Below are 22,918 nucleotides of genomic sequence, written 5' to 3'. Positions count from 1 at the left end.
CATGTTCTTATGTGTCGGGCAGGCTCAGGGCGTCAGCGCCACAGCTTCTGCCGGAATCAAATCCTTGCCCTCAGTCCGGTAGACGGGCTTGCCCCGATAGACCCACTGGGCCTGATCCTCGCCCTGCCGCACGGTCCATTCGCCAATACCTCGCCGCGCCATGCCCGACGCGAAATCGCGCCACATACAGGGGTCGGCACACTCGTTATGCCGGGAGGTGAACAGCAGATTGCCCTGCGCGTCAGCCAGAACATAGGCGTCCTTCACCAGACGGGACGTCACATTGGCGGGTGCGGTCAGCTTGGGGACCGGCGGCAAATATTTGAGCGTATTCCAGACAAAATCGTCCTGGCCGTCCTGCGCAATGGAGCCGGGTTGGTCGCCTTTACGGGTGAAGACCATATGGATGCCCTTATAGACCCATTGTGGTCCCGCTGGTCCCTCCATCACCGACCAATCCCCGGCGTCGGAGGCAGGCCCTTCGCCAGACGTTTTCGGCCCGCCAAACTGGTGTGGGACAGGCGATAGCGGCGATCCCGGCGGCGCCAGCAACGGTTCCCATTCGGCGAGGCAGTCGCCCGTACAATAGAGCGCAGGACGGCCGGTCCGTCCGGTCACGGCGCGCATGTCCATGCCATAGAGCGTCAAACCGCGTCGGTTGACATAGATGCGTCTCTCCCCCGCCTCCTTCACCGCTATGCCGGTCGGAAAGCTATTCGATGCGGCGGCGGGAATCGGCAGGTCCGACGCCTGCGCCCGGACCGTTGCAGGCAGCGCAGCCAGCAGCATCGCGAGCAATTGGGCCGAAAGGGCGGCGCGGAACATCAGCGCCGTTCCTCGACGCGGAAGCTGCGGTGGCAGGTGGCGCAGCTTTGCCCCAGTGTCTTGGCCGCGACGCGTATCTTGGCCGCGTCCCCGGTGGCGGCGACGGTCGCGAAGGCATTGGCCTGCGCCGTGAAGCCGTCCTGCGCCTTCTTGAATGTAGCCGCCTGGCTCCAGATTTCGGGTTTGGCGGCGGTCTTCACACCCGGTTTCGGGCCGCTGCCCGCTGGGAACCACCCTTGTTGCTGGCGCGCATAGTCGCGGATCTGCCGCGCCGAAATCTGGATCACATAAACCTGCGGCGTGCTCGATTTCAGTTCGTCATTGATGTTCTTGAAGGCCGCACCGACTTCGCGGAAGCCCGCGACGCGGGTCGCCACGATGTCGGCGGGCGCAGCGATCAGCGGCGCGGCGACAAGAGCCGCAAGAGCGGCAACAAGTGCCCGGGGACGGAGTGTCCTCATTCTGTTCATTCCCTTTTTTAAAGCATGGGTTCCGCGAACACCCACCAGGCGAGCGCGCCCGCCACTGCGATCGCGGTAAGCAAAGCGACCGGGTTGGCACGGCGGACCGGGACCGGCGGCGCGGTCCTTGTCGACGCGCTACCCGTTACCATCGGACCGATCAGGTTCCGCCGCCGCACGATCAGGTAAAAGAAGACCGCGACGACATGAAGGGCGATCAACCCCAGCAGGACATTGAACGCAAAACCGTGGATGGCGGAGGCCAAACGTCCCTGATCGAAGTCCACCAGATGGGAAAGCGGCCCGGATTCGATGCCGTCAATATCAACCGCAAACAGGCCGGTCATGACCTGTACGGAAAGGGCCAGCAGCATCGCAACGACACTCCAGCCGCCCAACGGGTTATGGCCGACCGTCGCCACTTCTCCGTGCGACATATAGGCGCGGATCGAACGTGGCCCTTTCAGGAAATAGGCGAAACGCGCCGGGTCAGAGCCGACGACGCCCCAGATCACCCGGAACGCGATCAGGAACAACACCGCCTGACCCGACAGCCGGTGCCAGTCCATGTAATGGTTTTCAGCGCTCCACCATGAAAAGGCGAGCAACCCAACGAGTGACCAATGGAACAGACGAAGGGGCAGGTCCCACACATATTGACGGGATGTATGTTGGGGCATCGCCTTCAGCCCTTCTTCGCCCAGGAGTCGCAAACCCCCTCGACCGGAACGACGCTGCCGCTGAGGAGCGCGCATTGGCCGCAGCCATTGCCGCCGGGCGTGAAGAAGGTGCAGAGCGCGCAGCGCTTGGCCGCGTCAGGCGACGGTGCCTTAAAGCCCAACGATTTCCGCATGCTCTTCTGCGCGGCGGAGAGGGTCGCGGCATCGCCGCATCCCGCTGCCCCGCCCCCTGCTGTAGCACTGGCGCCGCCGCTTATGGCAAGCGGCATACAGGCGAACAATATCAGCGCCGACCGGCGCGTCCAGGATCGTTCACCTTGCTCGCGCATACCCATCTCCTGTTTCCCTGTCGGGCCGCATGTCCGGCCTCTTTGTGGGAAAGGGTGTACCAGCCGCTGCCCGGATTAATTTGTCTGCGCTGACAAGAATGGACGAAGATGTCGCCCCAACGATGCTGTTGGCCGCGCGATTGTGTCCGGGCTGAAAAAGTCGGACAAACTCCGGCCATCAAGAGCGAGGATAAGAGGCATTGGGAGAGGTCGACGCAATGGCGGTGCCGCGGGCGATCGCTCTCGCAGCCCGAGGATATAGGCCATGCCCAGCAACAGCCCGGTCGATCCGGTCGAGGAAACCACCACCCATCAGCCCCATATCCTGATCGTCGATGACGACCGGTCGTTGCGCGCGCTTATCCGCGAATTTCTGGTCAGCGAGGGCTATGACGTGGACGAGGCGGAGGACGGCATCTCGATGCGGAGCGCGATGGCCCGCCGCCCTGCCGACATCATCATATTGGACGTGATGATGCCGGGCGAGGACGGCCTGTCCATTGTCCGGTCGCTGGTGGGACAGGAGGGCGTCGGCATCATCATGGTATCGGCGCTGGGCACGGAGACGGATCGCATCATCGGGCTGGAGGTCGGAGCCGACGACTATCTGGCCAAGCCAGTGTCCCCGCGCGAGCTGCTTGCCCGAATCCGCGCGCTGGAGCGACGTCGACGGCCTTCGCCGGGCGCACCGCCTGCCAGCATGGCCCATTATCAGTTCGAAGGCTGGCGGCTGGACCCGGTGCGGCGTGTGCTGCGCGATCCGGGCGGCATCATCATCAGCCTGTCGGAAGGCGAATTCGGCCTGCTGCTGGCCTTCATCGAAAAACCGCAGCAGATATTGAACCGCGACCAATTGCTGGAACTGGCGCGAGGTGAGGATTCGGACGCCTTCGACCGGGCGATCGACACGCAGGTCAGTCGCCTGCGCCGAAAGCTGGGCACGCGGACTCACGGCGAAATCATCCGCACCGTGCGCAGCGAAGGCTATATCTTCCTGCCCCCGGTAACACGCGCATGATGGCCCGGATCACACGTTGGGCCAATTCCATCCACGCCCATATGCTGGCGATGGCGCTGGGGACGATCGTCACCATGACGGCGTTCAGCCTGTCGATCCTGTTCCTGATACATCCACCGGAACGGATCCCTGTTTCCATCTACGAAATTTCGCGGATCGTGCGCGATCTGCCGCTCGTCCGCGATACGCCAGTGCTCCGGTCACGCGAACAAGCCGCCGAACCAAGGCCGGTGACCGACCGCACCGAAAAGCTGGTATCCGCCATGCTGGCGGACCAGTTGAACCTGCCTCAGGAGGATGTGCGTGTCTATCTGAACCCCGGGGACAGGGAGCGGTTCACGCAGATCACCCAAGAGGTTGATCTTTATGGCAAGGAGGGTGCCGCCGATCCCTTCATTGTCGGCACCTTTACCGCAGCGATACGCCAGCCATCGGGGCAATGGCGGCTGATCACACGCAAGGCGCGCGCGCCCGAAAATATCTGGCGGCTGACGGGTCGGGATACGTTCATCTTCGGCCTGTTGTTCATCATCCCGCTCAGCATGTGGTTCAGCGCCCGGCTGACCCGCCCGATCCGCGCCTTTGCCGCGTCCGCCAAGCGGCTGGGCGCGGGGATCGAGGAGAAACCCGTACCCATCGAGGGGCCGACGGAAATCCGCATGGCCGCCCAATCGCTGAACGAGATGCAATCGCGCATCGCCCGCTTCGTGCAGGAGCGGACCTCGGTCGTCGGCGCGATCGCGCATGACTTGCGGACGCCGCTATCGCGATTGCACTTTCACCTTGCCACCGCACCCGAAGCGATCCGCAAGGCTGCGGAGCAGGAAATCAGCCAGATGGAGCAGTTGATCGGCACGACGCTGGATTTCGTCGACAATGAAAGCCGCCCGCGGGTGATGGAACCGCTGGACCTGGGGATGCTGGTCGAGGGGCTGGTCGATGACTTTGCCGACATGGGTGAAGATGTCACAATGCTGGACGCCCAATCCATCACCATAGCGGGCGACATGATCCTGCTGAAACGGCTGTTCACCAACTTGATCGACAACGCCGTCAAATATGGCGGCAGCGCGCGGGTATCCGTGCGACGCGACGGCCTGCAGGCCATTGTCGAGGTATCGGACGAGGGACCGGGCATGGTTCAGGCGCAGCTTGCCCGCGCCTTTGAACCCTTTTTCCGGGGCGAACCGTCGCGCAACCGCAAGACGGGCGGCGTGGGGCTGGGCCTGTCCATCGTCCTGTCCGCCGCGACCGCTCATGGCGGTACGGTTTCGCTGGAATCCCGCCCCGGCGGCGGTTTGACGGCGCGGGTGGTGTTACCAGTACCGGACTCTGTCACGGGTACGGCCTGAACCATCCTATCCACATATCGCACCTGCGGTTCGAGAATTCCTCGGAATGCGGCAAAGAAGATGCAAGCGGATGACCGATGGTCGTTCCCCATCAACTTTTGATCGCGAGGCTCCTCCCGATGACCAATATGCTCGATTGCTCCGATCTCGACAGCTATATGGGCAAACCGATTGCCCCTGCCCGTATGAAGGAGCCGTTGCATAACAACGACTTCCGCCGCTGGGCGCAGGCGATGCACTATCCCAACCTGGTGCATTACGACCATGATTTCGCCGCCGAAAGCCGGTACGGCAAGCTGGTTGCCCCACAATCCTTCGCCGTCGCGGCCGATGACGGCCATGGCGCCGGGCCTGCCTGCGTTGGCCGCATCCCCGGTTCGCACCTGATCTTTGGCGGCGACGAATGGTGGTTCTATGGCCCCAAGATTTTCGGCGGCGATATGATCACCAACGAGAAGGTTCCGTTCGATTATGTGGTGAAGGACACCAAATTCGCGGGACCGACCTGCTTCCAGCGCGGCGACAATAATTACTACAACCAGAACGGCGATCTGATCGCCAAGCAGCGTTCGACCGCCATCCGCTATCGCAACGACCTGGCTCTCGAAATGGGATCGTTGGAAAATACGGAAGACCCGGAATGGACCGATGAGGCTCTGGTCGATCTGGAAGAAAAGAAGCTCGAATATATCAATGCGATGCATGATCTGGGTCATGGCAAGCGGTACTGGGAGGATGCCTCGGTTGGCGACACCCTGCCCGTGCGCGTCTTTGGCCCGCATACCATCGCCAGCCTGACGACCGAGTGGCGCGCCTATCTGTTCACCATCTGGGGTGGCACCCACCGGCCGGGTATTGATATGGAGGCGCTGGGCTTTGACCCGGCGATGGCCGGTCACGAAAATGACCCGGTGATGGAGAAGATCAATCCGGAACTGACCGACGGCGCCTATTTCGGCCCATCGCGCGGGCACCTTTTCCCCCGTTGGGCGCGCTATATCGGCATGCCGCGCTCCTATGGCTATGGCGCTTCCATGGGCGCATGGATCATCGACTATCTGGCGGGCTGGGCTGGCGAATGGGGCCAGGTCGTCCACCTCAACTCCTCCTATCGCGGCCCTGCCTTTACTGGCGAAGCAACCGTGATGACTGCCACGATCGTCGACAAGCTGGTCGACGAAGACGGCCGCAAGATCGTTCAGATCGACTGCAAGATGGCCAGCCATCTGGGGGTCACCATGGCCACCGCCAAGGCCGAAATCGAACTGCCGTCCAAGGCCTGAACACTGGGGACACCAATGCCGCTGTTTCCTGTCCGCGAGGCCATAGGTACCGTCCGCCCCCGCCTTCACGATCGATTGAGCGCAAGCTTTGGCGGCGCCATCCTCGCGCTGGAAAGCGAGGATCACTATGTGCGCGTCCATGGCCTGAACGAAAGCGAGCTGATCCTTATCCGCCTGCGACGCGATAGCCGAAATGGACGACATATCCGGCGAGCAAACCCATCGCAGTTGGTGGGTGGCAAGGGAGGCGGTTGCCGAAACAGCAGGCGCTGGACGGAATCGGGAAATTCGGCTAGTGAACGGCATCCGTGCGCCGGTTGCACGGGATTCGGTCGACCGACTGCGGCGATCAGGCTTTCTGCCCGGTTAAACGCCGTCCTTGCCCCACAGATCAGCCGCCAGCGTCGAGCTGAACCCTGAGATCGTCCATGATCTTCTCGATATGCGCGATGGTCACTGCCCGGATACGCTTGTCATCGCGTGCCAGCCATGCCTCCAACATCTCGCGATGCTCTTCATTCGCCCGTTCATCCCGGCCCAGCGGCTCCAGATGTTTACGGACATAGCGCTCCGAAAGAACATGCAGGCGTTGCAGGATCGTCATCGACAACGGCTGCCGGCTGGGCGTGAGCAACGCCATATGGAATGCGCGATTGAACGCCCCCACGCCATCGCCCCCCTTGTCCGTCACCTGGTCCAGCGTTGCGAGCGTTCCAATCGCGATGGCATGATCGGCCTCACTCGCACGGGCCGCCGCCAGCGCCATGACGTCCGGCTCCAGCTTCATGCGCAGGGCATAGACTTCTTCCGCTTCCCCCCGATTGAGACTGCGGACAAAAAAGCCACGATTAGCCTGGGATTTCAACAACCCCTCCTGCTCCAGACGCGCCAGCGCCTCGCGCAATGGAATCTTGCTGATGCCCAGTTCAGCGGCGAGGGCATCCTGACGGATCGGTCCATCGGGAGCAACGCGTCCGGTCAGAATACGTTCACGGACAAGATCGACCAGTTGCTCAGACAGATTTCTGATGATGAGGTTCATGACCCAATCATAACGCACACGGACAAGCACATTTCAATATCGCATATCGTGGACGATCCGCCCCGGACAAAGGCGCGAAGTCCGACCAGCCAACGGAGAAACCGGCCCGGAAAAAGATCCTGACGATCGTCCCGGACCGCGTTGAAGCCCGTGGCAAAGGCGGAACACTCAATCAACGGGATGATCGCCGGTCATCGCTTCGTCACCCCCAACCCCATGAAGCGGTGCTTTCATGGACAAACTGATCGCCCATGCGAAATATGGGTACTAAGGCATGAATGACGGGCCTGCCTTCATTGCTCCTCTGCGATGACCGTTTGTTTGAAGGACGCTGCGGTCGCCGACAGGTCAGGATTGTGGATGAGCCACAAGGAACTGGTGACAGGTTTGTCGAACGATCGGTTGACCAATGTATCGACGTGCAGTCGCGCCATCGAGCGCGCAATGATCGTCGGACCAAAACCCGCAGCCACCAATCCCAGCAAGGTGGCAAGGCTGCCTGCCTCCAGCGCGACACGAGGCACGAAACCTGCCTTTTCGCACAGCGCGAAGAAATGTTCGTTGAACCCCGCCCCGTTCGCGGCGCCATAAAGCACCAGCGGTTCATTCGCCAGATCGGCGATACCAGGATCGGCCTCCTGTTGCGCCAGCGGATGATCGGCGCGCAGGGTCAGCACCATATCTTCTGTCAGCAGACAATGGGCGGCCATGCCAGCGGGCAGCGTCGGCTTTCCGAAATCCCGCACGACCCCGATGTCCAGCCGGCGATCACGCACCCCTTCTATCTGCTCGTCGCGGCCCAGTTCGCATAAGGTCATTTCGACCTGCGGATAGCGCTGGCGGAAGCGATAGAGCGCACCGGCTATACGGGACACGAACGGGCCAGACGGGGTGAAGCTCAGCGCAAGATGCCCACTCTCGCCGCGCTGCGCCCGCTGGGCAGTCGCCGCCGCATGATCGGCCTGAAGCAGCGTTTGCCGCGCTTCAGGTTCAAAGGCCTTTCCCGCGACCGTCAGGCGCACCCGGCGACTGGTACGATCGAATAGCTGCACGCCCAATTCCACCTCAAGCGCCCGGATTTGCTGGCTGAGCGGCGGCTGGGAGATGCCGAGCCTGAGCGCGGCCCTGCCAAAATGCAGTTCCTCCGCAACGCACAGAAAGTAGCGCAGATGACGCAGATCCATCAATCCAGTCCTCAAACATATCAAACATGCCGAATTATATATTAGACGCAAATGATTGAGGGGCGCATTTCACGCAACAAAATAGCAATATATCGCCGTCCTGTGATGAAAAAGGTCCGCTCCGCAAGGGGACGTCCCCGGCATCACATGTCAGCACATTCATGAACGTCAATCATAGCTCTATGCAGTTTTCGCCTGCTTATGTCGGACAAGCGATCGCGCTAGAGAAGGACTATAGCTTTGGGAGAGGCGGATGCATGCCACGCACCGGATTATCGGTTGCGCGCCCAGGAGTTGTGAATGATCGGTATCGTCAAGGTCGCGCTGCATCGTCCACTGACCTTCATTGTCATGGCGATCCTGATCGCAATCGTCGGTCTGGCGGCAGCAATACGTACCCCTGTGGATATTTTCCCCGACATCAAGATCCCTGTGATCGCCGTTGCCTGGACCTATTCCGGCCTGTCGCCCGAAGATATGTCCAACCGCATCATCGGCCCTTATGAGCGCGTGCTGACAACCACGGTCAACGACATCGAGCATATCGAAAGCCAGTCGTTTCAGGGCGTCGGCATCGCCAAAATCTACTTCCAGCCGGGTGCCGACATCCGTACCGCGACAGCGCAGGTCACGTCGATATCGCAGACCGTCCTGCGGCAGATGCCACCGGGCATCAACCCACCGTTAATCCTGAACTACAGCGCCTCGACCGTGCCGATCCTGCAACTCGCGCTGTCGGGCAAGGGGTTGTCGGAACAGCAGCTATTCGACATCGGCCAGAACCAGGTCCGCCCGCAACTCGTGACCATTCCGGGCCTCGCCATGCCTTTCCCTTCCGGCGGCAAGCAGCGACAGGTGCAGATCGACCTCAATCCGTTGGCGCTTCAGTCCAAGGGATTGTCGGCACAGGATGTGGGCAACGCGATCGCGGCACAGAACCAGATCAACCCCGCCGGCTTCGTCAAGATCGGCGCGACCCAGTATAGCGTGCGCCTGAACAACGCCCCCGGATCGATCGAGGCGCTGAACGACCTTCCAGTAAAGGTGGTGAACGGCGCCACCATCTATATGCGCGACGTCGCCTATGTGCGCGATGGTAACGGCCCGCAGCAAAATGTCGTCCATGTGGAGGGCGGCCGGTCCGTGCTGCTGACAGTGCTGAAGAACGGCGCGACATCGACCCTCGCCATCGTCGACGGCGTGAAGGACGCGCTGCCCCGCATCGCCGCCACCCTGCCCGACAGCCTGAAGATCATACCGGTCGGCGACCAGTCTGTATTCGTGAAGGGCGCGGTCGAAGGCGTCGTCTATGAAGGCGCGATCGCGGCCGCGTTGACCTCGCTCATGATCCTGCTGTTCCTGGGATCGTGGCGCTCGACCGTCATCATCGCCCTCTCCATCCCGCTGGCGATCCTCGCGGCCGTTGCGGCGCTGGCGGCTTTTGGCCAGACATTGAACGTCATGACGCTGGGCGGACTGGCGCTCGCCGTCGGCATCCTGGTCGACGATGCCACGGTGACGATCGAAAATATCAACTGGCATCTGGAGCAGGGCAAGAGCGTGATCGCGGCCATATTGGACGGCGCCGAACAGATTGTGACGCCGGCCTTCGTCTCGCTGCTGTGCATCTGTATCGTGTTCGTGCCGATGTTCTTCCTGCCGGGTGTCGCGGGCTTCCTGTTCGTGCCGATGGCGCTGTCCGTGGTGTTCGCGATGATCGCGTCTTTCGTCCTGTCCCGCACGCTGGTGCCGACGATGGCGATGTATCTGCTCAAACCCCACAGGCAAGGCGACGAAGACGCGCATCTGGCGGGCGAACCGACCTCGCGCAATCCGCTGGTCCGGTTCCAGCGCGGCTTCGAACATCGGTTCGAGCGGGTGCGGACGGGCTATATCGGCCTGCTTCGCCGCGCGCTCAATGCCCGCAAGCCTTTTCTGTTGGGCTTCATGGTCGTGGTCCTCCTCTCCTTCGGCCTGCTGCCGATGCTGGGCAGCAATTTCTTCCCGTCGATCGATTCCGGCCAGATCGCGATGCACGTCCGCGTGCCCGTCGGTTCGCGGATCGAAGATACCGCCGCCCGCTTCGACCGCATCGGCCGCGTGATCAGGGAGATCATTCCGGCAGAGGAGCTGGGGTCGGTCACGGACAATATCGGCCTGCCAGTCAGTGCCATCAACACCGTCTATAACAATAGTGGCACGATCGGACCGCAGGATGGCGACATGCTGATCGCGCTCAAGGAAGGACACCGCCCGACCGAAGACATCGTGGCGCAGTTACGGCGCGAATTGCCCGCCCGTTTCCCCGGATCGACCTTCGCCTTCCTGCCTGCCGACATCACCAGCCAGATTCTGAATTTCGGCGCGCCCGCGCCGATCGATATCCAGATTGCGGGCAAGGATGCGATCGCTAATCGCGCCTATGCCCAGACGCTGCTGGCACGGATAGCGGCCATCCCCGGCCTCGCCGATGCACGCATCCAGCAGCCCGGCCGGTCGCCGCAACTTGATGTGGATGTCGACCGGTCCCGTGTCGGTCAATATGGCCTGACTGAGCGCGACGTGACGACCAGCCTTGCCAGCCAGTTAGCCGGCACGTCGCAAACCGCTCCCGTCTTCTTCGTCAATCCGGAAAATGGCGTGCAATATCCGGTCGTGGCGCAGGCGCCGGAATATCTGGTCGGGTCGGTCAGCGCGCTTGCCAACGTCCCCGTATCGGGTGCGAACGCGACTTCCGTTCAACCGCTGGGCGGCCTTGCCTCCATCGTGCGGTCCAACACGGTCCCGGTCGTGTCGCATTATAATATCGCGCCCGTGCTTGACGTCTATGCGACCACCCATGGCCGCGACCTCGGCGCGGTCGCGGGCGACATTCAACGCATGATCAAATCGCTGGAAAAGGAACTGCCCAAGGGTACGACCGTCACCATTCGCGGCCAATATGCGACGATGAACACGGCCTTTTCCGGGCTGGGCTTCGGCCTCGCCGGGGCGATCGTGCTGATCTATCTGCTGATCGTCGTCAACTTCCAGAGCTGGGTCGATCCGTTCGTCATCATCACCGCGCTGCCCGCCGCGCTGGCCGGGATCGTGTGGATATTGTTCATGACCGGCACCACGCTTTCCGTCCCCGCCCTGACCGGCGCGATCATGTGCATGGGCGTGGCCACGGCCAACTCAATCCTGGTGGTCAGTTTCGCGCGCGAACAACTCGAAATCCTCGGCGACGCGACCAAAGCGGCGCTGGAGGCCGGAATGGTCCGCTTCCGTCCGGTCCTGATGACCGCGCTCGCGATGATCATCGGCATGGCGCCAATGGCCTTTGGCCTGGGTGAAGGCGGCGAGCAGAATGCGCCGCTGGGCCGTGCCGTCATCGGCGGCCTGATCTGCGCCACCATCGCCACCCTCTTCTTCGTCCCCACCGTCTTCGCCTTTGTCCACCGCAAGCATGGACAGCAGGATCAGACCTCCATGGAAATGCAGCCGAACCATGTCTGAGCACATCAACACCCAAGCTGACCATCCAGACATGGAAAGTGTCGCAACAACCGGGCCGGACAGTCGCACCCTGAAACGGGTGGGCATCGGCGCTGCCGTCGTCGCCCTGTGCGTGGTCGCCATCGGCACGGCGACGCGGATCAGCGCTACCAACGACCTGCGTGAAACGGCCGCCGACGCATCCATCCCGACGGTCGCGGTCGTCACCCCGTCCATAGGTGGTGAGGGCAATGCGCTGGTCCTGCCGGGCAATGTGCAGGCCTATAACAGCGCCGCCATCTACGCGCGCACCAACGGCTATGTCCGTCGCTGGCTCGCCGACATCGGCGATCATGTCGGGGCGGGCCAGCCGCTGGCGATCCTCGACGCGCCGGAAATCGACCAGCAGCTTGCGGCGGCCAATGCCGATTATCAGACCGCGCTCGCCAATCAGCGACTCGCTGGCAGCACAGCCAAGCGCTGGCAGGCGATGCTGGCACAGGATGCCGTCTCGCAGCAGGAAACCGATGAGAAAGCGGGCGACCTTGCCGCCCGGATCGCGGTATCCAACGCAGCGCTCGCCAATGTGAACCGTTTGCGCGCCTTGCAGGGCTTTACGCGCCTGTCCGCGCCTTTTGGCGGCATCGTCACCAGCCGCTCCGCCCAGATCGGCGCGCTCGTCGTCTCCGGCAATGCCGCCGCGCAGCCGCTTTTCACCGTGTCCGACATTCACCGGATGCGGATTTATGTCCGGGTGCCTCAGGGCTATTCGGCGTCGGTAAAGCCCGGCATGGGCGCAACGCTCACCCTACCCGAATATCCGGGCCGTAATTTCACCGCGACCCTGACGCGCAGCGCGGGCGCCGTCGATGCTCAGTCCGGTGCCGTGCTGGTCGAATTGCAGGCGGATAATCCCGATGGTGCGCTGAAACCCGGCGCCTTCGCTCAAGTGAAGTTCGATGTCGGCGCCGGTCAAGGCAACGGCGTGACCCTACCTGGCAGCACAATCCTCTACGGCAATGACGGCCCGACGGTCGCCATCGTCGATCGCAACGGACGCGTGCGCGTAAAGCCTGTCACCATCGCCCGCGATGAAGGCAGCACGGTCCAGCTATCGGGCGGCGTCTCGCCAAACGACCGGATCGTCGATACGCCGCCCGACGCGATCCGCACGGGCGACAGGGTGAAGGTGCAGGCACCCGCCAAGGCCGCAAAGGGCGCCGCGAATGCGCGTTGACCGCCGGGGCGCGGCTCTCGTTCTGGCGCTCCTTGGGGGCTGCTCGATGGCGCCTGCCTATGCGCCGCCCATCGCCCCCGCTCCGCAAATTTATCGGGAGGTCGCGGGCTGGGCCGCCGCAACACCCCTCGACACCGCCCCGCGCGACGCCTGGTGGACCACGTTCAACGACCCGGTCCTCAACGACCTTGAGGCGCGGGCCGAGCAGGCCAGCCCCACGCTGGCCGCCGCGCTGGCCCGCTACGATCAGGCACGCGCCGCCGCGCGGATAGAAGGCGCCGACCTCTACCCCCAGATCAGCGCCGGGGGCGATGCCAGCCGCCAGCGGGTTTCGGGCAATCGCTTCGGCGGCAATGGCAATGCCCAGACCTATAATGATTTCCAGGTCGGCGGCGCGCTCGACTATGAACTCGACCTGTGGGGCCGTATCCGCAACAGCGTGAAGGCGGCCCGCGCCGACGCTGATGCCAGCGGTGCGGACCTCGCCTCCGCGCGCCTCAGCCTGCAAACCGCCGTCGCGGACGCCTATGCCCGGCTGCGCGGCCTGGATGCGCAGGCCGCCCTGCTGCAACAGACCGTCACCGCCTTCACCCGCGCCTATGACCTGACTGTCACTCGACGGCAGGGCGGCATCGCGTCCGGCATGGACGTCAACCGCGCAAGGACGGTGCTGGGCAATGCCCGCGCGCAGATTTCTGCCATCGCCAACGAACGCGCTGCCACCGAGCATGAGATCGCAGCCCTCATCGGCGCGGTGGCGTCCGACTTTGCGATCGCTCCGCGTGTGCAACCGCTTACCGCCCCCGCCTTGCCCGCCGGCACCCCTTCGGAACTGCTCCAACGCCGGCCCGACATCGCTGCGGCAGAGCGCCGCATCTATGCCGCCAACGCGCGCATCGGCGTGGCGAAGGCGGCCTTCTTCCCTTCGCTCACATTGGGCCTTGGCGGCGGATGGGAGGCGACTCATGGAGACCTGCTGACGACACCCAACAGCTTCTGGGGCCTTGGCCCGCTCTCGACCATATTAACGCTGTTCGATGGGGGCCGTCGCCGGGCCTCAGTGAAATTATCGCGCGCCGACTATGAGGAACTGACGGCCAGTTATCGTGAAACCGTCCTGACCGCCTTCCGTCAGGTCGAGGACGCCCTTGCCGCCAACCGCTATCTGGCGTCACAGTCCGTCGACCAGAGGGACGCAGCCCAAGCTGCCGCCCGGACCAGCACGATCGCGCTGAGCCGCTATCATGACGGCGCTTCCGACTATCTGGAGGTCGTCACCGCCCAAACCGACGCGCTGGAGGCGCAACGCGCATTGCTGGTGGTGGAGACGCAAAGGATGCGTGCGAGTGTGTCGCTGGTGAAAGCGCTGGGCGGATAGCGAGGCGGCCTCACCCTCCCGCCGCAGCCCGAGCGGCAAGGGCCAGCCGGTCAGCCCATAGGCGCTGTCCGTCAGACGTGCCGATCAAATCCTGCCGCACTTCGATCTCCGCATAGGCAAGGCCCTGCGCAAAGGCATGGGCTGGCACCGTATAATCGGTGTCGTCCATCACATAGGGTTCATTGTCGCCCACGACCCAATCGCCTAGATCCTGAAGCACGCGTATCATCCGAACGGCAAAATCCGTTACGCCGCGCCAGTACAGGACACCGACATGCCAGGGGCGTTCATGGCCCGCCATGACCGGCGTAAAACTGTGGAGCGCCAGCAGGATCGTCCCCTGCCCTCCCGCCGCCCGCGCCGCGACTACCCCGGCGATCGCGGCATGATAGGGTGCATGGATAGCCGCTATCCGGGCCGCGCGAGAGTCATCGTCCAGCGCTTCATTGCCCGGCACGCGGCTCCCGTCCGACAGGGCAGGCATGGCCTCCGCACTCGCAGGATCGCGGTTGCAGTCGATGACAAGCCGCGAATAAGCCTGGTGCAGGAACGCCGCGTTCAGCCTTTCCGCCAACGCCTCGCCTAGCCCCCGCACACCGATGTCCAGGGCGATGTGCCGCGCCCGATCACCAGCGCTTAGTCCCAGATCGCCAAGCCGTGAAGGGATGGCATCGCCCGCATGATCGCCGATCAACAGGAACGGGGATGTGCCCGCCGCGTTATGCAGGGTGAAAGGCGCCGGATCGTCCGGACCCAGCAGCATGTCGGTCATGCGCCCGGCCATCAGGATCTGCCCCCATGCCGTTGCTGACGATCCATCACGTCACCACCTATCGCTACAGGCAACCCGTGTTCCTTGGTGAGCATCGCATCATGATGCGGCCTCGGGAAGCCTTTGACCAGCATTTGCTGTCCGCCCGGCTGGAGATCGCGCCGGAGCCGTGCGAGTTGCGCTGGCTGCATGACGTGTTCGGTAATTCGGTCGCCGTTGCGGTGTTCGACCGTCGCACGGATAGCCTGATCGTGACGAGCGAGGCGACACTGGAACATGCCCCACTCGGCCAGGGGCAGGTCGATGTGGAGCCTTATGCCCGCCTCTTCCCCTTCACCTATTCATCGGAGGATATGCCCGACCTGCTCCGGTCGATCGAACGGCAATATCACGACCCCGGCCGCGTGCTGGACAATTGGGCGCGCACCTTCGTCAAGAACGACGGGACGACAGGGACGATTCCCATGCTGACCCAAATGGCCACCAGCGTGCGGCGCGACTTTACCTATGTGCCGCGCCATGAAAAGGGCACCCAGTCTCCCCTGGAAACGCTGACGAAGCGTCAGGGCACCTGCCGCGACTTCGCCGTCCTGATGATAGAGGCGGTCCGGGCGCTGGGCTTCGCCGCCCGCTTCGTGTCGGGCTATGTCTATAACCCTTCCCCGTCGGAGGGGGTGGTCGGCGGCGGCAATACCCACGCCTGGGTCCGCATCTTCCTGCCCGGATCGGGCTGGGTCGAGTTCGATCCGACCAATGGCATCATCGGCAATCGCGGCCTCATCCGGGTCGCGGTCGCGCGCGACGCTTATCAGGCGCTTCCACTGTCAGGCACATGGTTCGGCTTCCCCGCCAGCTTCCTTGGCATGGACATCACCGTCGACGTCCATCGCGCCGATTCCAGCCAATATCCTTCCTCCGTTCACGGAGCCATCAACAGTCGGCTTGCCGGCCCGTCAGGAAAGTGATCTCAATGCTGATCCGTTGCGGATATGACATAAGATTTGAAATCGACCAGCCAACCGCGATGATGGCGCTTTTGAGCATCCACCCCTCCCGTCATCAGGATCTCAAGACGCCCCAGCGGTTGATGGCGGACCCGGATATTCCGCTCTACCAATTTGAGGATGGGTTCGGGAATGTCGCGACGCGCCTTACCATCCCGCAGGGTGGCGTCACCCTGTCCTGCGACTTCGTGATCGAGGATAGCGGCGAACCCGATCGCCCTACTCCCGGCGGCCCACAAATGCCCGTCGAGGAGTTACCCGACGAGGTCATCCCTTATCTGCTGGGCAGTCGTTACTGTGAAACCGACCGGCTGATGGACGTGGCCTGGTCGCGCTTTGGCCATCTCACCTGTGCCCGCGAGCGGGTGGATGCGATCGTCACCTTCGTCCACACCCATATCGCGTTCGGCTATCATCACGCCCGTAGCGACAAGACGGCATGGAACGCCTATCAGGAGCGGCAGGGCGTGTGCCGCGATTTCGCCCATCTTGCCATCACGCTGTGCCGCTGCATGAACATTCCAGCGCGCTATTGCACCGGTTATCTGGGCGACATCGGCATCCCGCCGGTGGACGCACCGATGGATTTCAGCGCCTGGTTCGATGTCTATATCGCCGGCGACTGGTACACCCATGATGCGCGCCACAACCGGCCGCGCATCGGCCGCATCCTGATGGCGCGCGGACGCGACGCTACCGATGTCGCCTTGACCACAGCCTTTGGTCCGGCAAATCTGGTGCGGTTCGACGTCCATACCGACGAGGTGCAAAGCATTGACTGACACGGCCCCCAATCCTCTGCTGCAACCCTGGGACGGTCCGTTGGGCGCGCCCCCGTTCGCAGCCGTGCGGGCAGAGGATTTCCTCCCCGCCTTTCACACTGCAATGGCTTTGCATCGCAGTGAAATCACCGCGATTGCAACGCGAAGGGAGGTTGCAACCTTCGACAATGTGATCGCTGCGCTGGAGCGTTCGGGCGAGCCATTGGCCCGCGTGCGCCGCTTGTTCTGGACACTCTCCTCTGCTCAGTCGACCCCGGCCATTCGCGCGATAGAGGCAGAAGTTTCTGCCCTGATGAGCGCCCATTCGACCGCCATCAGCCATGATAGCGCGCTGGCCGCCCGCGTTGCCGCCGTCCATGAGACACGGCATGAGGCCAAGCTTTCGCCCGAACAAATCCGCCTGGTCGAATCCAGTCACACCGCCTTCCTCCGCGGCGGATCGGCGCTCACCCCCGATGCGAAGGCCCGCTTCGCGCAGATCGACGCGCGGCTCTCAGCGCTATCGGTCGCGTTCGGCCATAATGTGCTTGCCGCCACCGCCGATTGGGCGATGGACCTGGGACCGGATGACCTGACCGGCCTGCCCCCCTCGCTATGTAACGCCGCCGCCGCTCGCGCGCAGGCGAAGGACGCTCCGGGCCGCTATCATATCACGCTCGACCGCACGGATTATGAAAGCTTCCTGGCCTTTTCGGACCGGCGCGACCTGCGCGAAACGCTATGGCGCGCCTTCACTGCTCGCTGCGACGGCGGCGCGCACGACAATTGGCCGATCATCGCCGAAACGCTGGCGCTGCGACAGGAGCGCGCTGCCTTACTCGGCTATGCCGACCATGCCCATTATGCGCTGGAAGACAGCATGGCGCGCACCCCGGACGCAGCGCAGGCGCTGCTCGAAGAGCTATGGGAGCCGGGCAAGCGCCGCGCGGCGGAGGAAGCCGCCGAGTTGCAGGCGCTGATCGACGCGGAAGGTGGCGGCTTCGTCCTCGCCGCCTGGGACTGGCGCTTCTATGCTGAAAAGGTGCGCCGGACTCGTTTCGCCCTCGACGGCATGGCAGTCGCGCAACATTTGCGGCTGGACGCCGTGCGGCAGGCCGCCTTCGACACAGCGGCCCGGCTCTACGACCTGCGCTTCACCCGCCGCGAAGACATTGCAGGCTATCATCCCGACGTTTCGGCATGGGAGGTGAGCGACGGCAGCGGCATCCCTATCGGCCTGCTCTTCACCGACTATCTTTCCCGCCCCGAAAAACATGGCGGCGCCTGGATGGGCAGCCTGCGCGTGCAGGAGCAGATGGACGGCGACGTCCGCCCGATCGTCTATCTGGTCGCTAATTTCGCGCCCGCTCCGCCCCCTGACAGAGCCGCCACCCGCCTGTCAATCGACGAAGCGCGCACCCTGTTCCACGAATTTGGCCATGCGCTGCACGGTCTCCTCTCCCGCGTCACCTATCCCAGCCAGTCGGGTACGTCGGTGGCCCGCGACTTTGTGGAATTTCCCAGCAAGTTCATGGAAAACTGGATCGTCAGCGCGCCCGTGCTCTCCGGCTTCGGCGTGCCCGACGATCTGATCGCGGCCATCCGCAACGCCGAAGCCTATGGCCAGGGTTTCGCCACGGTGGAACTGATCAGTTGCGCCCTGGTCGATCTCGCCATGCATCGCGCGCCCGAGGCCGCCACCAATCCGCGCGCCTTTGTCGAGGGGGAACTGGCCCGGCTCGGCATGCCGCCCGAAATCGGCCTGCGCCACCAGATCCCCTATTTCACCCATATCTTCGACGGCGGCTATGCCAGCGCTTATTATAGCTATGTCTGGTCGGAGGCGCTGGACGCCGATGCATTCGAGGCCTTTGTGGCGAGCGGCGACATTTTCGATCCCGCCCTCGCCGCCCGCTTCCGGTCGGAAATACTCAGCACCGGCGACAGTCGCGATCCGATGGAGTCCTTCACCGCCTTTCGCGGCAACGCCCCCGATGCCAGCGCCCTGATGCGGGCGCGCCATCTGGTCGATGCATGAGGATCAGGCGATGCTGGTCTTGAAGTCGCGCGGGCTGCGTCCGGTCAGTTCCTTGAACGCCCGCGAAAAGGCGCTCTGGCTTTCAAAACCGACCTCGGCCGCGACATTGCCGATCGGCATTCGGCCTTCGCTGAGCAGGGCGGCAGCTTTGAGCAGCCGCGCCCGGCGCCGATAATCCTCCCAACTGACGATATGGGTATGCATGCCCAGATCGGCTTCCAGAATTCGGGCGTCACCCAGGCCGGATCGCTGATGTCGCTGGGCGATCCCGCCCTCGCCCTTGCGATCATCCAGATCTACAATGACGCCTCCGCCGAATATCAGCAGGTGTCGGGCAACCGCATCTTCAACATGGCCCATCTGCCCTTCTGGGATCAGGCCGAGTTGGAGAAGGAAGCCCGCCGTTGCCATGACATGGGCCTCAAGGGCTTTGTCCTGCCCGACACGCCCGAGCGCGTCGGCGTGCCCAGCTTCCTGAGCGATTACTGGACCCCGTTCCTGGAAATGTGTGAAGCGACTGGCATGCCGCTCAACTTCCACCTCAATGCGGCGATCGACCCCAACACGCTGACCTGGGATGGCTTTGGCTTTGAACAGACGCTGTCAGTGGTGGCGACGATGTTCTCGATCGGCAATGCCGCGACGCTGGGCAACTGGATGGTGTCGGGCCGGCTCGACCAGCATCCCAGGCTCAAGATCGGCCTCATTGAAAGCGGCATGGGCTGGGTGCCCTTCGCGGTCGAGGCGCTGGAGCATCAGTTCAACGAAATGCTGCCCAGCAAGGCGCATCTGCTCCACAAGCGGCCATGGGAATATTTCCGCGACCATTTCTGGGTGACCTACTGGTTCGAGAAGGTCGGTCCCAAGCAGTTGCTGGAGACGATCGGCGTCGACAATGTGATGTTCGAAACCGACTTCCCGCATCCCACCTCGCTCTATCCCGGCGTCCAGGCGCATGTCATCGACACGCTGGGCGGCTATGACTTCGCCACCAAGAAGAAGGTCCTCCAGGATAACGCCTGCAAGCTCTACAACCTGCCCCTCTGAGCCGAACGGCAACGCACATGAAAGAAGGCCCGGCGAGAAATTGTCGGGCCTTCTTTTACGTCACTAGGCGCTGGAACCGTCGACCCCTTCCATGAGACGGATATGATGCCGCAGGACTTTCTTCAGCGCCTGAGATAAGGGCGACGGGGACCGGCGAGCCAATGTGTACATCACCACCTTCACATGCTGGGGGTGCTGATGGGGAAGCTCGACCAGGATTCCCTCATTCATCTCTTCCGCAACGGCATAGGTGGAGGTGAACCATATCGCATCGGTCGCTGCCGCTGTTGCAACCAATGCCCCAAAATCCTCAACCACATTGGGCGAACCGTAAATATGATCCTGTATTGCTGCGGAGAGTGGCAATCCCGCCCAACTGGACCGCAGGACAGGAAAGCGCCCCTCCATTCCATCCTCCAAGAGCAAGGGATGCCTCGCGCGAACGATCAGGCTTAGTGGAAAATGTCCCAGCAGTTCGACACGCGCCTGCGTCACATCGTGGATCACGCCATCCTGGCTCACGAAGAACTCGATCTCCCCCGCGAGGAGCAGCCCCCACAGCGCCTCCACGTCGCGCACGACCACCTCATTCGCAACCTCCGGCGCGACGTTCAGCCGATCCGTCAATAGCCGGGAAAGCAGCGCCCGCGCAGGCATGGGCGCCATGCCGAAGCGGATGCGGCCAACCTCTCCCTGCGCGCTGAGTTGCGACTGGCGCTCCAGATCGTCTGCGTCAGCAATCAGGAAGCTCGCCCGGTCCGCGATCATCTGGCCCTGGGGTGTCAGGTTCACGCCGCTGCGGTCGCGATCGAAGAGGCGAACGCCAAGCTGGCGCTCCAGAGCCTGGATGGATCGGGTCAACGTGGGTTGGGTTATGCCCAACTCCTCGGCGGCCCGCGCATAGTTGAGGCGCCGCGCGAGGGCCAGCATATGACGGAGGGTGCGTAATTCCAGCATGATACGTCCAGCGTATTAATTTCGCCTTTGATATGCATTGGACGCAACGGAGGTCCTCTGCAAGCATCTCCTGACACAGCCTGCCGCCGATGCAGGCGATTTAGGAGACGAATGATGGCGCGTATCAAAGTTCTCGACCCCACCGCCAACCGGTCAGACGACAATGCCAGCCCCGGCCCCGACGCGGGCGTTCTGGCGGGCAAGCGCATCGGTTTTCGTCTGGACCAGATCTGGCGCTGTTGGGACCTGATCAGCGAGAATTGGGCGGAGAAGTTTCGCGATGCCGGCGCCGAAGTCTCCTTCTGGCGCTCCACCAACCGCTCGGGCGAAGAGGGCGAGGAGCAGGCCCGCTCACTGGATGCATGGCTCAAGACCATCGACGTCGCCGTTGTTGGCCTGGCCAATTGCGGGTCATGCACGGGCTGGACCATCCGCGACGCCATCGCGGCGGCCAATGCGGGCGTAGCCACGACCGCCATCGCGACCAAGAATTTCGAGGAGTTCGCGCATGAACTGGCCGCACGCGGTGGTCGTTCGGGCCTGCGCGTCCATGTCCTCCCCTACCCCCTCAACGAACTGTCGCGCGAAGAGGTCGAGCCGGTGGCCGAAGCCTATTTCGCAGGCGCTCTCGAAGTCATGGGCGCCAGCCTGAGCGCGCAGGAGAAAGCGGCATGAGCATCCATTTGATCAAGCCGTCCAACCGCAAATCGACCACTCCCAAGACCCTCGTCAGCCGCGATTGCGGCCCGGCGGGGTGCGAGGTCGACTGGCTGACCAGCCGCCGTCTCGACACAGAGGACAGCATTGAGGCCTTTACCGACTTTTCTCTGGAGCAGGGTTGGGGCGATGGTCTGCCGTTGATCCCGCCAACCGATGCACGCGTCCGCCTGTTCCTGTCGGAAAATGACCGTTATCCCGATGAACTGATCGCACGCATGCCCGACAGTTCCGAATGCACAGTGGAAAAGATCGTCATCAACGCGGTGATGGCAGGCGCCCCGGCGGACTCTCTGGAACTGATCATCGCGGCGATTGAGGCGATTACGGAACCAGACTTCGAACTTTATGGTGTCAATGCCACCACCGCGCCTGTCTATCCCGGCTTCATCGTTAACGGACCGATCCGGGACGCGCTGAAAATCCCCTACAGCTACGGCTGCGCGGGCGGCGTGGCGACCAAGGCCAATGCTATCGGCCGCGCTATCCGCCTGATCATGCGGAATGTCGCCGGACAGGTCGCGGGCGTCACCACGCAGACGACCTTCGGCTCGCCAGGTCGGCTTGGCGGCCTCATCATGGGCGAGTGGGAAGAAAAATCCCCCTGGGCGCCGCTGGCCGAACGCCATGCAGGCATCAAGGGCAATGCCGTTACCGCGTTCAGCACGATAGGCACGATGAACATCCTCGACACCACCTCTTCGGGCGCGCTGGCGTTCCTGGAGATGATTGGCAAATCCGTCTCCTATGCGGGCGCCAACTGCTTTTCGCCGGCGATGGAATTTAGCGAGATGACGATCGGTATCAATCCGATCTGCGCCGAGATCATCGCCAGAGAATTACCGACGATCGAGGATGTGCAGGAGGTTCTCTGGAAATATGCCGCCGTCCCGGCAGACTGGTTCCAGAGGTTGCATCTCAACCAGCTGGAAGCGCAGGGCCGCATCCGCGAGGATGGCAAAATCTATGCGACACCGGAGCCGAAGGACGTCATCCTGTTCGTCTGTGGCGGTCTTGGCGGCTTGCATGCGTTGGGCCTGCACAGTTTCGGCAGCTCCCTTGCCCAGACCAAGGAAATCGCCACCGCGGCGCCTGCCCATGAAGTCCAGGCAGCGGAATGACCTGATCGCAGGGAAGGTGGACGTCAAACGTCACGGCCTTCCCTGCACTTACCGTACCGGCGCTTTTCGGCATTCCAAAACTCAAATATCATGACCGCCGATCAGCGCGGCATGAACATCGTTTCACCGCGTCATGAGCGGGCGGACACTCTAACCTCTCTTATTCACGACGCTCGGTTTCGGGCCCGCTCTGGGCATTTGCTGCGGCTGGCTGTATTGCGCGGACGACCGGCAT

General features: G+C 63.0%; 22 protein-coding genes. 13 read left to right on the top strand and 9 right to left on the bottom strand.

What is annotated here, in order from left to right:
• Positions 1 to 24: 24 nt before the first annotated feature.
• The 4 genes from WFR25_RS04550 to WFR25_RS04535 are packed head-to-tail and all read right to left on the bottom strand — an operon-like array spanning position 25 to position 2,295.
• Entirely contained in the window at positions 25 to 825 is an 801-nt protein-coding gene (locus tag WFR25_RS04550) for a hypothetical protein (RefSeq protein ID WP_336968960.1), read from the bottom strand.
• Entirely contained in the window at positions 825 to 1,286 is a 462-nt protein-coding gene (locus WFR25_RS04545) for a c-type cytochrome (protein ID WP_336968958.1), read from the bottom strand. Before WFR25_RS04545 ends, WFR25_RS04550 begins: the two co-directional genes overlap by 1 nt.
• Before the next feature lie 17 nt (positions 1,287 to 1,303).
• Positions 1,304 to 1,966: a cytochrome b/b6 domain-containing protein gene (locus WFR25_RS04540; RefSeq protein WP_336968955.1), complete on the bottom strand. Its 663-nt coding sequence runs from the start codon at positions 1,964 to 1,966 to the stop codon at positions 1,304 to 1,306.
• Between the two features lie 5 nt (positions 1,967 to 1,971).
• Positions 1,972 to 2,295 carry a high-potential iron-sulfur protein gene (locus tag WFR25_RS04535; RefSeq protein ID WP_336968952.1) on the bottom strand — a complete coding sequence of 108 codons (324 nt, stop codon included), beginning with the start codon at positions 2,293 to 2,295 and terminating at the stop codon, positions 1,972 to 1,974.
• 265 nt (positions 2,296 to 2,560) lie between these two features.
• Between WFR25_RS04535 and WFR25_RS04530 the strand changes: the two genes are divergently transcribed.
• The 4 genes from WFR25_RS04530 to WFR25_RS04515 all read left to right on the top strand — a co-directional run bounded on the left by WFR25_RS04530 (position 2,561) and on the right by WFR25_RS04515 (position 6,318).
• Complete coding sequence (locus WFR25_RS04530) at positions 2,561 to 3,313, top strand: response regulator (RefSeq protein ID WP_336968950.1); 753 nt, start codon at positions 2,561 to 2,563, stop codon at positions 3,311 to 3,313.
• Positions 3,310 to 4,665: a sensor histidine kinase gene (locus WFR25_RS04525; RefSeq protein WP_336968948.1), complete on the top strand. Its 1,356-nt coding sequence runs from the start codon at positions 3,310 to 3,312 to the stop codon at positions 4,663 to 4,665. Before WFR25_RS04530 ends, WFR25_RS04525 begins: the two co-directional genes overlap by 4 nt.
• Before the next feature lie 119 nt (positions 4,666 to 4,784).
• Positions 4,785 to 5,948, top strand: a complete 1,164-nt coding sequence (locus WFR25_RS04520; protein WP_336968945.1) for an FAS1-like dehydratase domain-containing protein — start codon at positions 4,785 to 4,787, stop codon at positions 5,946 to 5,948.
• A gap of 193 nt (positions 5,949 to 6,141) precedes the next feature.
• Positions 6,142 to 6,318, top strand: coding sequence for a LytTR family transcriptional regulator DNA-binding domain-containing protein (locus WFR25_RS04515; RefSeq protein WP_336968942.1), 177 nt, complete (start codon positions 6,142 to 6,144; stop codon positions 6,316 to 6,318).
• Between the two features lie 21 nt (positions 6,319 to 6,339).
• On the opposite strand, the gene WFR25_RS04510 is transcribed toward WFR25_RS04515, so the two are convergent.
• Positions 6,340 to 6,990, bottom strand: coding sequence for a GntR family transcriptional regulator (locus tag WFR25_RS04510; protein WP_336968940.1), 651 nt, complete (start codon positions 6,988 to 6,990; stop codon positions 6,340 to 6,342).
• Positions 6,991 to 7,283: 293 nt separating this feature from the next.
• A complete protein-coding gene (locus tag WFR25_RS04505) occupies positions 7,284 to 8,174 on the bottom strand; it encodes a LysR substrate-binding domain-containing protein (protein WP_336968937.1) in 891 nt (296 codons plus the stop codon).
• A gap of 300 nt (positions 8,175 to 8,474) precedes the next feature.
• Between WFR25_RS04505 and WFR25_RS04500 the strand changes: the two genes are divergently transcribed.
• From WFR25_RS04500 to WFR25_RS04490, 3 genes are read left to right on the top strand one after another with little or no spacing between them, the layout of a single operon-like run.
• The gene (locus WFR25_RS04500; protein WP_336968935.1) at positions 8,475 to 11,672 is read left to right on the top strand and encodes an efflux RND transporter permease subunit; all 3,198 of its coding nucleotides are present in this window, start codon (positions 8,475 to 8,477) and stop codon (positions 11,670 to 11,672) included.
• 31 nt (positions 11,673 to 11,703) lie between these two features.
• Positions 11,704 to 12,888, top strand: a complete 1,185-nt coding sequence (locus tag WFR25_RS04495; RefSeq protein WP_336974669.1) for an efflux RND transporter periplasmic adaptor subunit — start codon at positions 11,704 to 11,706, stop codon at positions 12,886 to 12,888.
• Positions 12,878 to 14,266: an efflux transporter outer membrane subunit gene (locus WFR25_RS04490; protein ID WP_336968933.1), complete on the top strand. Its 1,389-nt coding sequence runs from the start codon at positions 12,878 to 12,880 to the stop codon at positions 14,264 to 14,266. Before WFR25_RS04495 ends, WFR25_RS04490 begins: the two co-directional genes overlap by 11 nt.
• A gap of 10 nt (positions 14,267 to 14,276) precedes the next feature.
• Here WFR25_RS04490 and WFR25_RS04485 read toward each other — a convergent pair whose 3' ends face one another.
• The gene (locus WFR25_RS04485; protein ID WP_336968931.1) at positions 14,277 to 15,050 is read right to left on the bottom strand and encodes an N-formylglutamate amidohydrolase; all 774 of its coding nucleotides are present in this window, start codon (positions 15,048 to 15,050) and stop codon (positions 14,277 to 14,279) included.
• Between the two features lie 14 nt (positions 15,051 to 15,064).
• On the opposite strand from WFR25_RS04485, the gene WFR25_RS04480 reads away from it, so the two are divergent.
• From WFR25_RS04480 to WFR25_RS04470, 3 genes are read left to right on the top strand one after another with little or no spacing between them, the layout of a single operon-like run.
• Positions 15,065 to 16,003, top strand: a complete 939-nt coding sequence (locus tag WFR25_RS04480; RefSeq protein ID WP_336968928.1) for a transglutaminase family protein — start codon at positions 15,065 to 15,067, stop codon at positions 16,001 to 16,003.
• A 5-nt stretch (positions 16,004 to 16,008) separates the two neighbouring features.
• Positions 16,009 to 16,824 (top strand): transglutaminase-like domain-containing protein, encoded by an 816-nt coding sequence (locus WFR25_RS04475; RefSeq protein WP_336968926.1) that lies wholly within the window; start codon positions 16,009 to 16,011, stop codon positions 16,822 to 16,824.
• Positions 16,817 to 18,841: a M3 family metallopeptidase gene (locus WFR25_RS04470; RefSeq protein WP_336968925.1), complete on the top strand. Its 2,025-nt coding sequence runs from the start codon at positions 16,817 to 16,819 to the stop codon at positions 18,839 to 18,841. Before WFR25_RS04475 ends, WFR25_RS04470 begins: the two co-directional genes overlap by 8 nt.
• Positions 18,842 to 18,844: 3 nt before the next feature.
• Here WFR25_RS04470 and WFR25_RS04465 read toward each other — a convergent pair whose 3' ends face one another.
• Positions 18,845 to 19,045 carry a helix-turn-helix domain-containing protein gene (locus WFR25_RS04465; RefSeq protein ID WP_336968923.1) on the bottom strand — a complete coding sequence of 67 codons (201 nt, stop codon included), beginning with the start codon at positions 19,043 to 19,045 and terminating at the stop codon, positions 18,845 to 18,847.
• Here WFR25_RS04465 and WFR25_RS04460 point away from each other — a divergent pair.
• Positions 19,040 to 19,888: an amidohydrolase family protein gene (locus WFR25_RS04460; RefSeq protein ID WP_336968922.1), complete on the top strand. Its 849-nt coding sequence runs from the start codon at positions 19,040 to 19,042 to the stop codon at positions 19,886 to 19,888. The genes WFR25_RS04465 and WFR25_RS04460 overlap by 6 nt on opposite strands.
• A 63-nt stretch (positions 19,889 to 19,951) precedes the next feature.
• Here the strand turns inward: WFR25_RS04460 and WFR25_RS04455 are convergent, their stop codons facing one another.
• Positions 19,952 to 20,845: a LysR family transcriptional regulator gene (locus tag WFR25_RS04455; RefSeq protein WP_336968921.1), complete on the bottom strand. Its 894-nt coding sequence runs from the start codon at positions 20,843 to 20,845 to the stop codon at positions 19,952 to 19,954.
• 111 nt (positions 20,846 to 20,956) lie between these two features.
• On the opposite strand from WFR25_RS04455, the gene WFR25_RS04450 reads away from it, so the two are divergent.
• Together WFR25_RS04450 and WFR25_RS04445 are read left to right on the top strand one after the other, a co-directional pair.
• On the top strand, positions 20,957 to 21,520 hold the full coding sequence (locus WFR25_RS04450; RefSeq protein WP_336968918.1) for a UGSC family (seleno)protein: 564 nt from the start codon (positions 20,957 to 20,959) through the stop codon (positions 21,518 to 21,520).
• On the top strand, positions 21,517 to 22,683 hold the full coding sequence (locus WFR25_RS04445; protein ID WP_336968915.1) for a hypothetical protein: 1,167 nt from the start codon (positions 21,517 to 21,519) through the stop codon (positions 22,681 to 22,683). Before WFR25_RS04450 ends, WFR25_RS04445 begins: the two co-directional genes overlap by 4 nt.
• Positions 22,684 to 22,918: the final 235 nt, after the last annotated feature.

The sequence above is a fragment of the Sphingobium aromaticiconvertens genome, assembly GCF_037154075.1.
Lineage (GTDB): Bacteria > Pseudomonadota > Alphaproteobacteria > Sphingomonadales > Sphingomonadaceae > Sphingobium > Sphingobium aromaticiconvertens.
This window is presented reverse-complemented; position numbering and strand designations above follow the sequence as displayed.

Bases quoted from the DNA above. Each gene is read 5' to 3' on its own strand.
- WFR25_RS04480 (WP_336968928.1), top strand. From the start codon at position 15,065: ATGCCGTTGCTGACGATCCATCACGTCACCACCTATCGCTACAGGCAA.
- WFR25_RS04505 (WP_336968937.1), bottom strand. From the start codon at position 8,174: ATGGATCTGCGTCATCTGCGCTACTTTCTGTGCGTTGCGGAGGAACTG.
- WFR25_RS04535 (WP_336968952.1), bottom strand. From the start codon at position 2,295: ATGCGCGAGCAAGGTGAACGATCCTGGACGCGCCGGTCGGCGCTGATA.
- WFR25_RS04545 (WP_336968958.1), bottom strand. From the start codon at position 1,286: ATGAGGACACTCCGTCCCCGGGCACTTGTTGCCGCTCTTGCGGCTCTT.
- WFR25_RS04495 (WP_336974669.1), top strand. From the start codon at position 11,704: ATGGAAAGTGTCGCAACAACCGGGCCGGACAGTCGCACCCTGAAACGG.
- WFR25_RS04540 (WP_336968955.1), bottom strand. From the start codon at position 1,966: ATGCCCCAACATACATCCCGTCAATATGTGTGGGACCTGCCCCTTCGT.
- WFR25_RS04475 (WP_336968926.1), top strand. From the start codon at position 16,009: ATGCTGATCCGTTGCGGATATGACATAAGATTTGAAATCGACCAGCCA.
- WFR25_RS04525 (WP_336968948.1), top strand. From the start codon at position 3,310: ATGATGGCCCGGATCACACGTTGGGCCAATTCCATCCACGCCCATATG.
- WFR25_RS04500 (WP_336968935.1), top strand. From the start codon at position 8,475: ATGATCGGTATCGTCAAGGTCGCGCTGCATCGTCCACTGACCTTCATT.
- WFR25_RS04450 (WP_336968918.1), top strand. From the start codon at position 20,957: ATGATGGCGCGTATCAAAGTTCTCGACCCCACCGCCAACCGGTCAGAC.
- WFR25_RS04445 (WP_336968915.1), top strand. From the start codon at position 21,517: ATGAGCATCCATTTGATCAAGCCGTCCAACCGCAAATCGACCACTCCC.
- WFR25_RS04520 (WP_336968945.1), top strand. From the start codon at position 4,785: ATGACCAATATGCTCGATTGCTCCGATCTCGACAGCTATATGGGCAAA.
- WFR25_RS04460 (WP_336968922.1), top strand. From the start codon at position 19,040: ATGCATGCCCAGATCGGCTTCCAGAATTCGGGCGTCACCCAGGCCGGA.
- WFR25_RS04510 (WP_336968940.1), bottom strand. From the start codon at position 6,990: ATGAACCTCATCATCAGAAATCTGTCTGAGCAACTGGTCGATCTTGTC.
- WFR25_RS04515 (WP_336968942.1), top strand. From the start codon at position 6,142: ATGGACGACATATCCGGCGAGCAAACCCATCGCAGTTGGTGGGTGGCA.
- WFR25_RS04530 (WP_336968950.1), top strand. From the start codon at position 2,561: ATGCCCAGCAACAGCCCGGTCGATCCGGTCGAGGAAACCACCACCCAT.
- WFR25_RS04465 (WP_336968923.1), bottom strand. From the start codon at position 19,045: ATGCATACCCATATCGTCAGTTGGGAGGATTATCGGCGCCGGGCGCGG.
- WFR25_RS04550 (WP_336968960.1), bottom strand. From the start codon at position 825: ATGTTCCGCGCCGCCCTTTCGGCCCAATTGCTCGCGATGCTGCTGGCT.
- WFR25_RS04455 (WP_336968921.1), bottom strand. From the start codon at position 20,845: ATGCTGGAATTACGCACCCTCCGTCATATGCTGGCCCTCGCGCGGCGC.
- WFR25_RS04490 (WP_336968933.1), top strand. From the start codon at position 12,878: ATGCGCGTTGACCGCCGGGGCGCGGCTCTCGTTCTGGCGCTCCTTGGG.
- WFR25_RS04485 (WP_336968931.1), bottom strand. From the start codon at position 15,050: ATGGCCGGGCGCATGACCGACATGCTGCTGGGTCCGGACGATCCGGCG.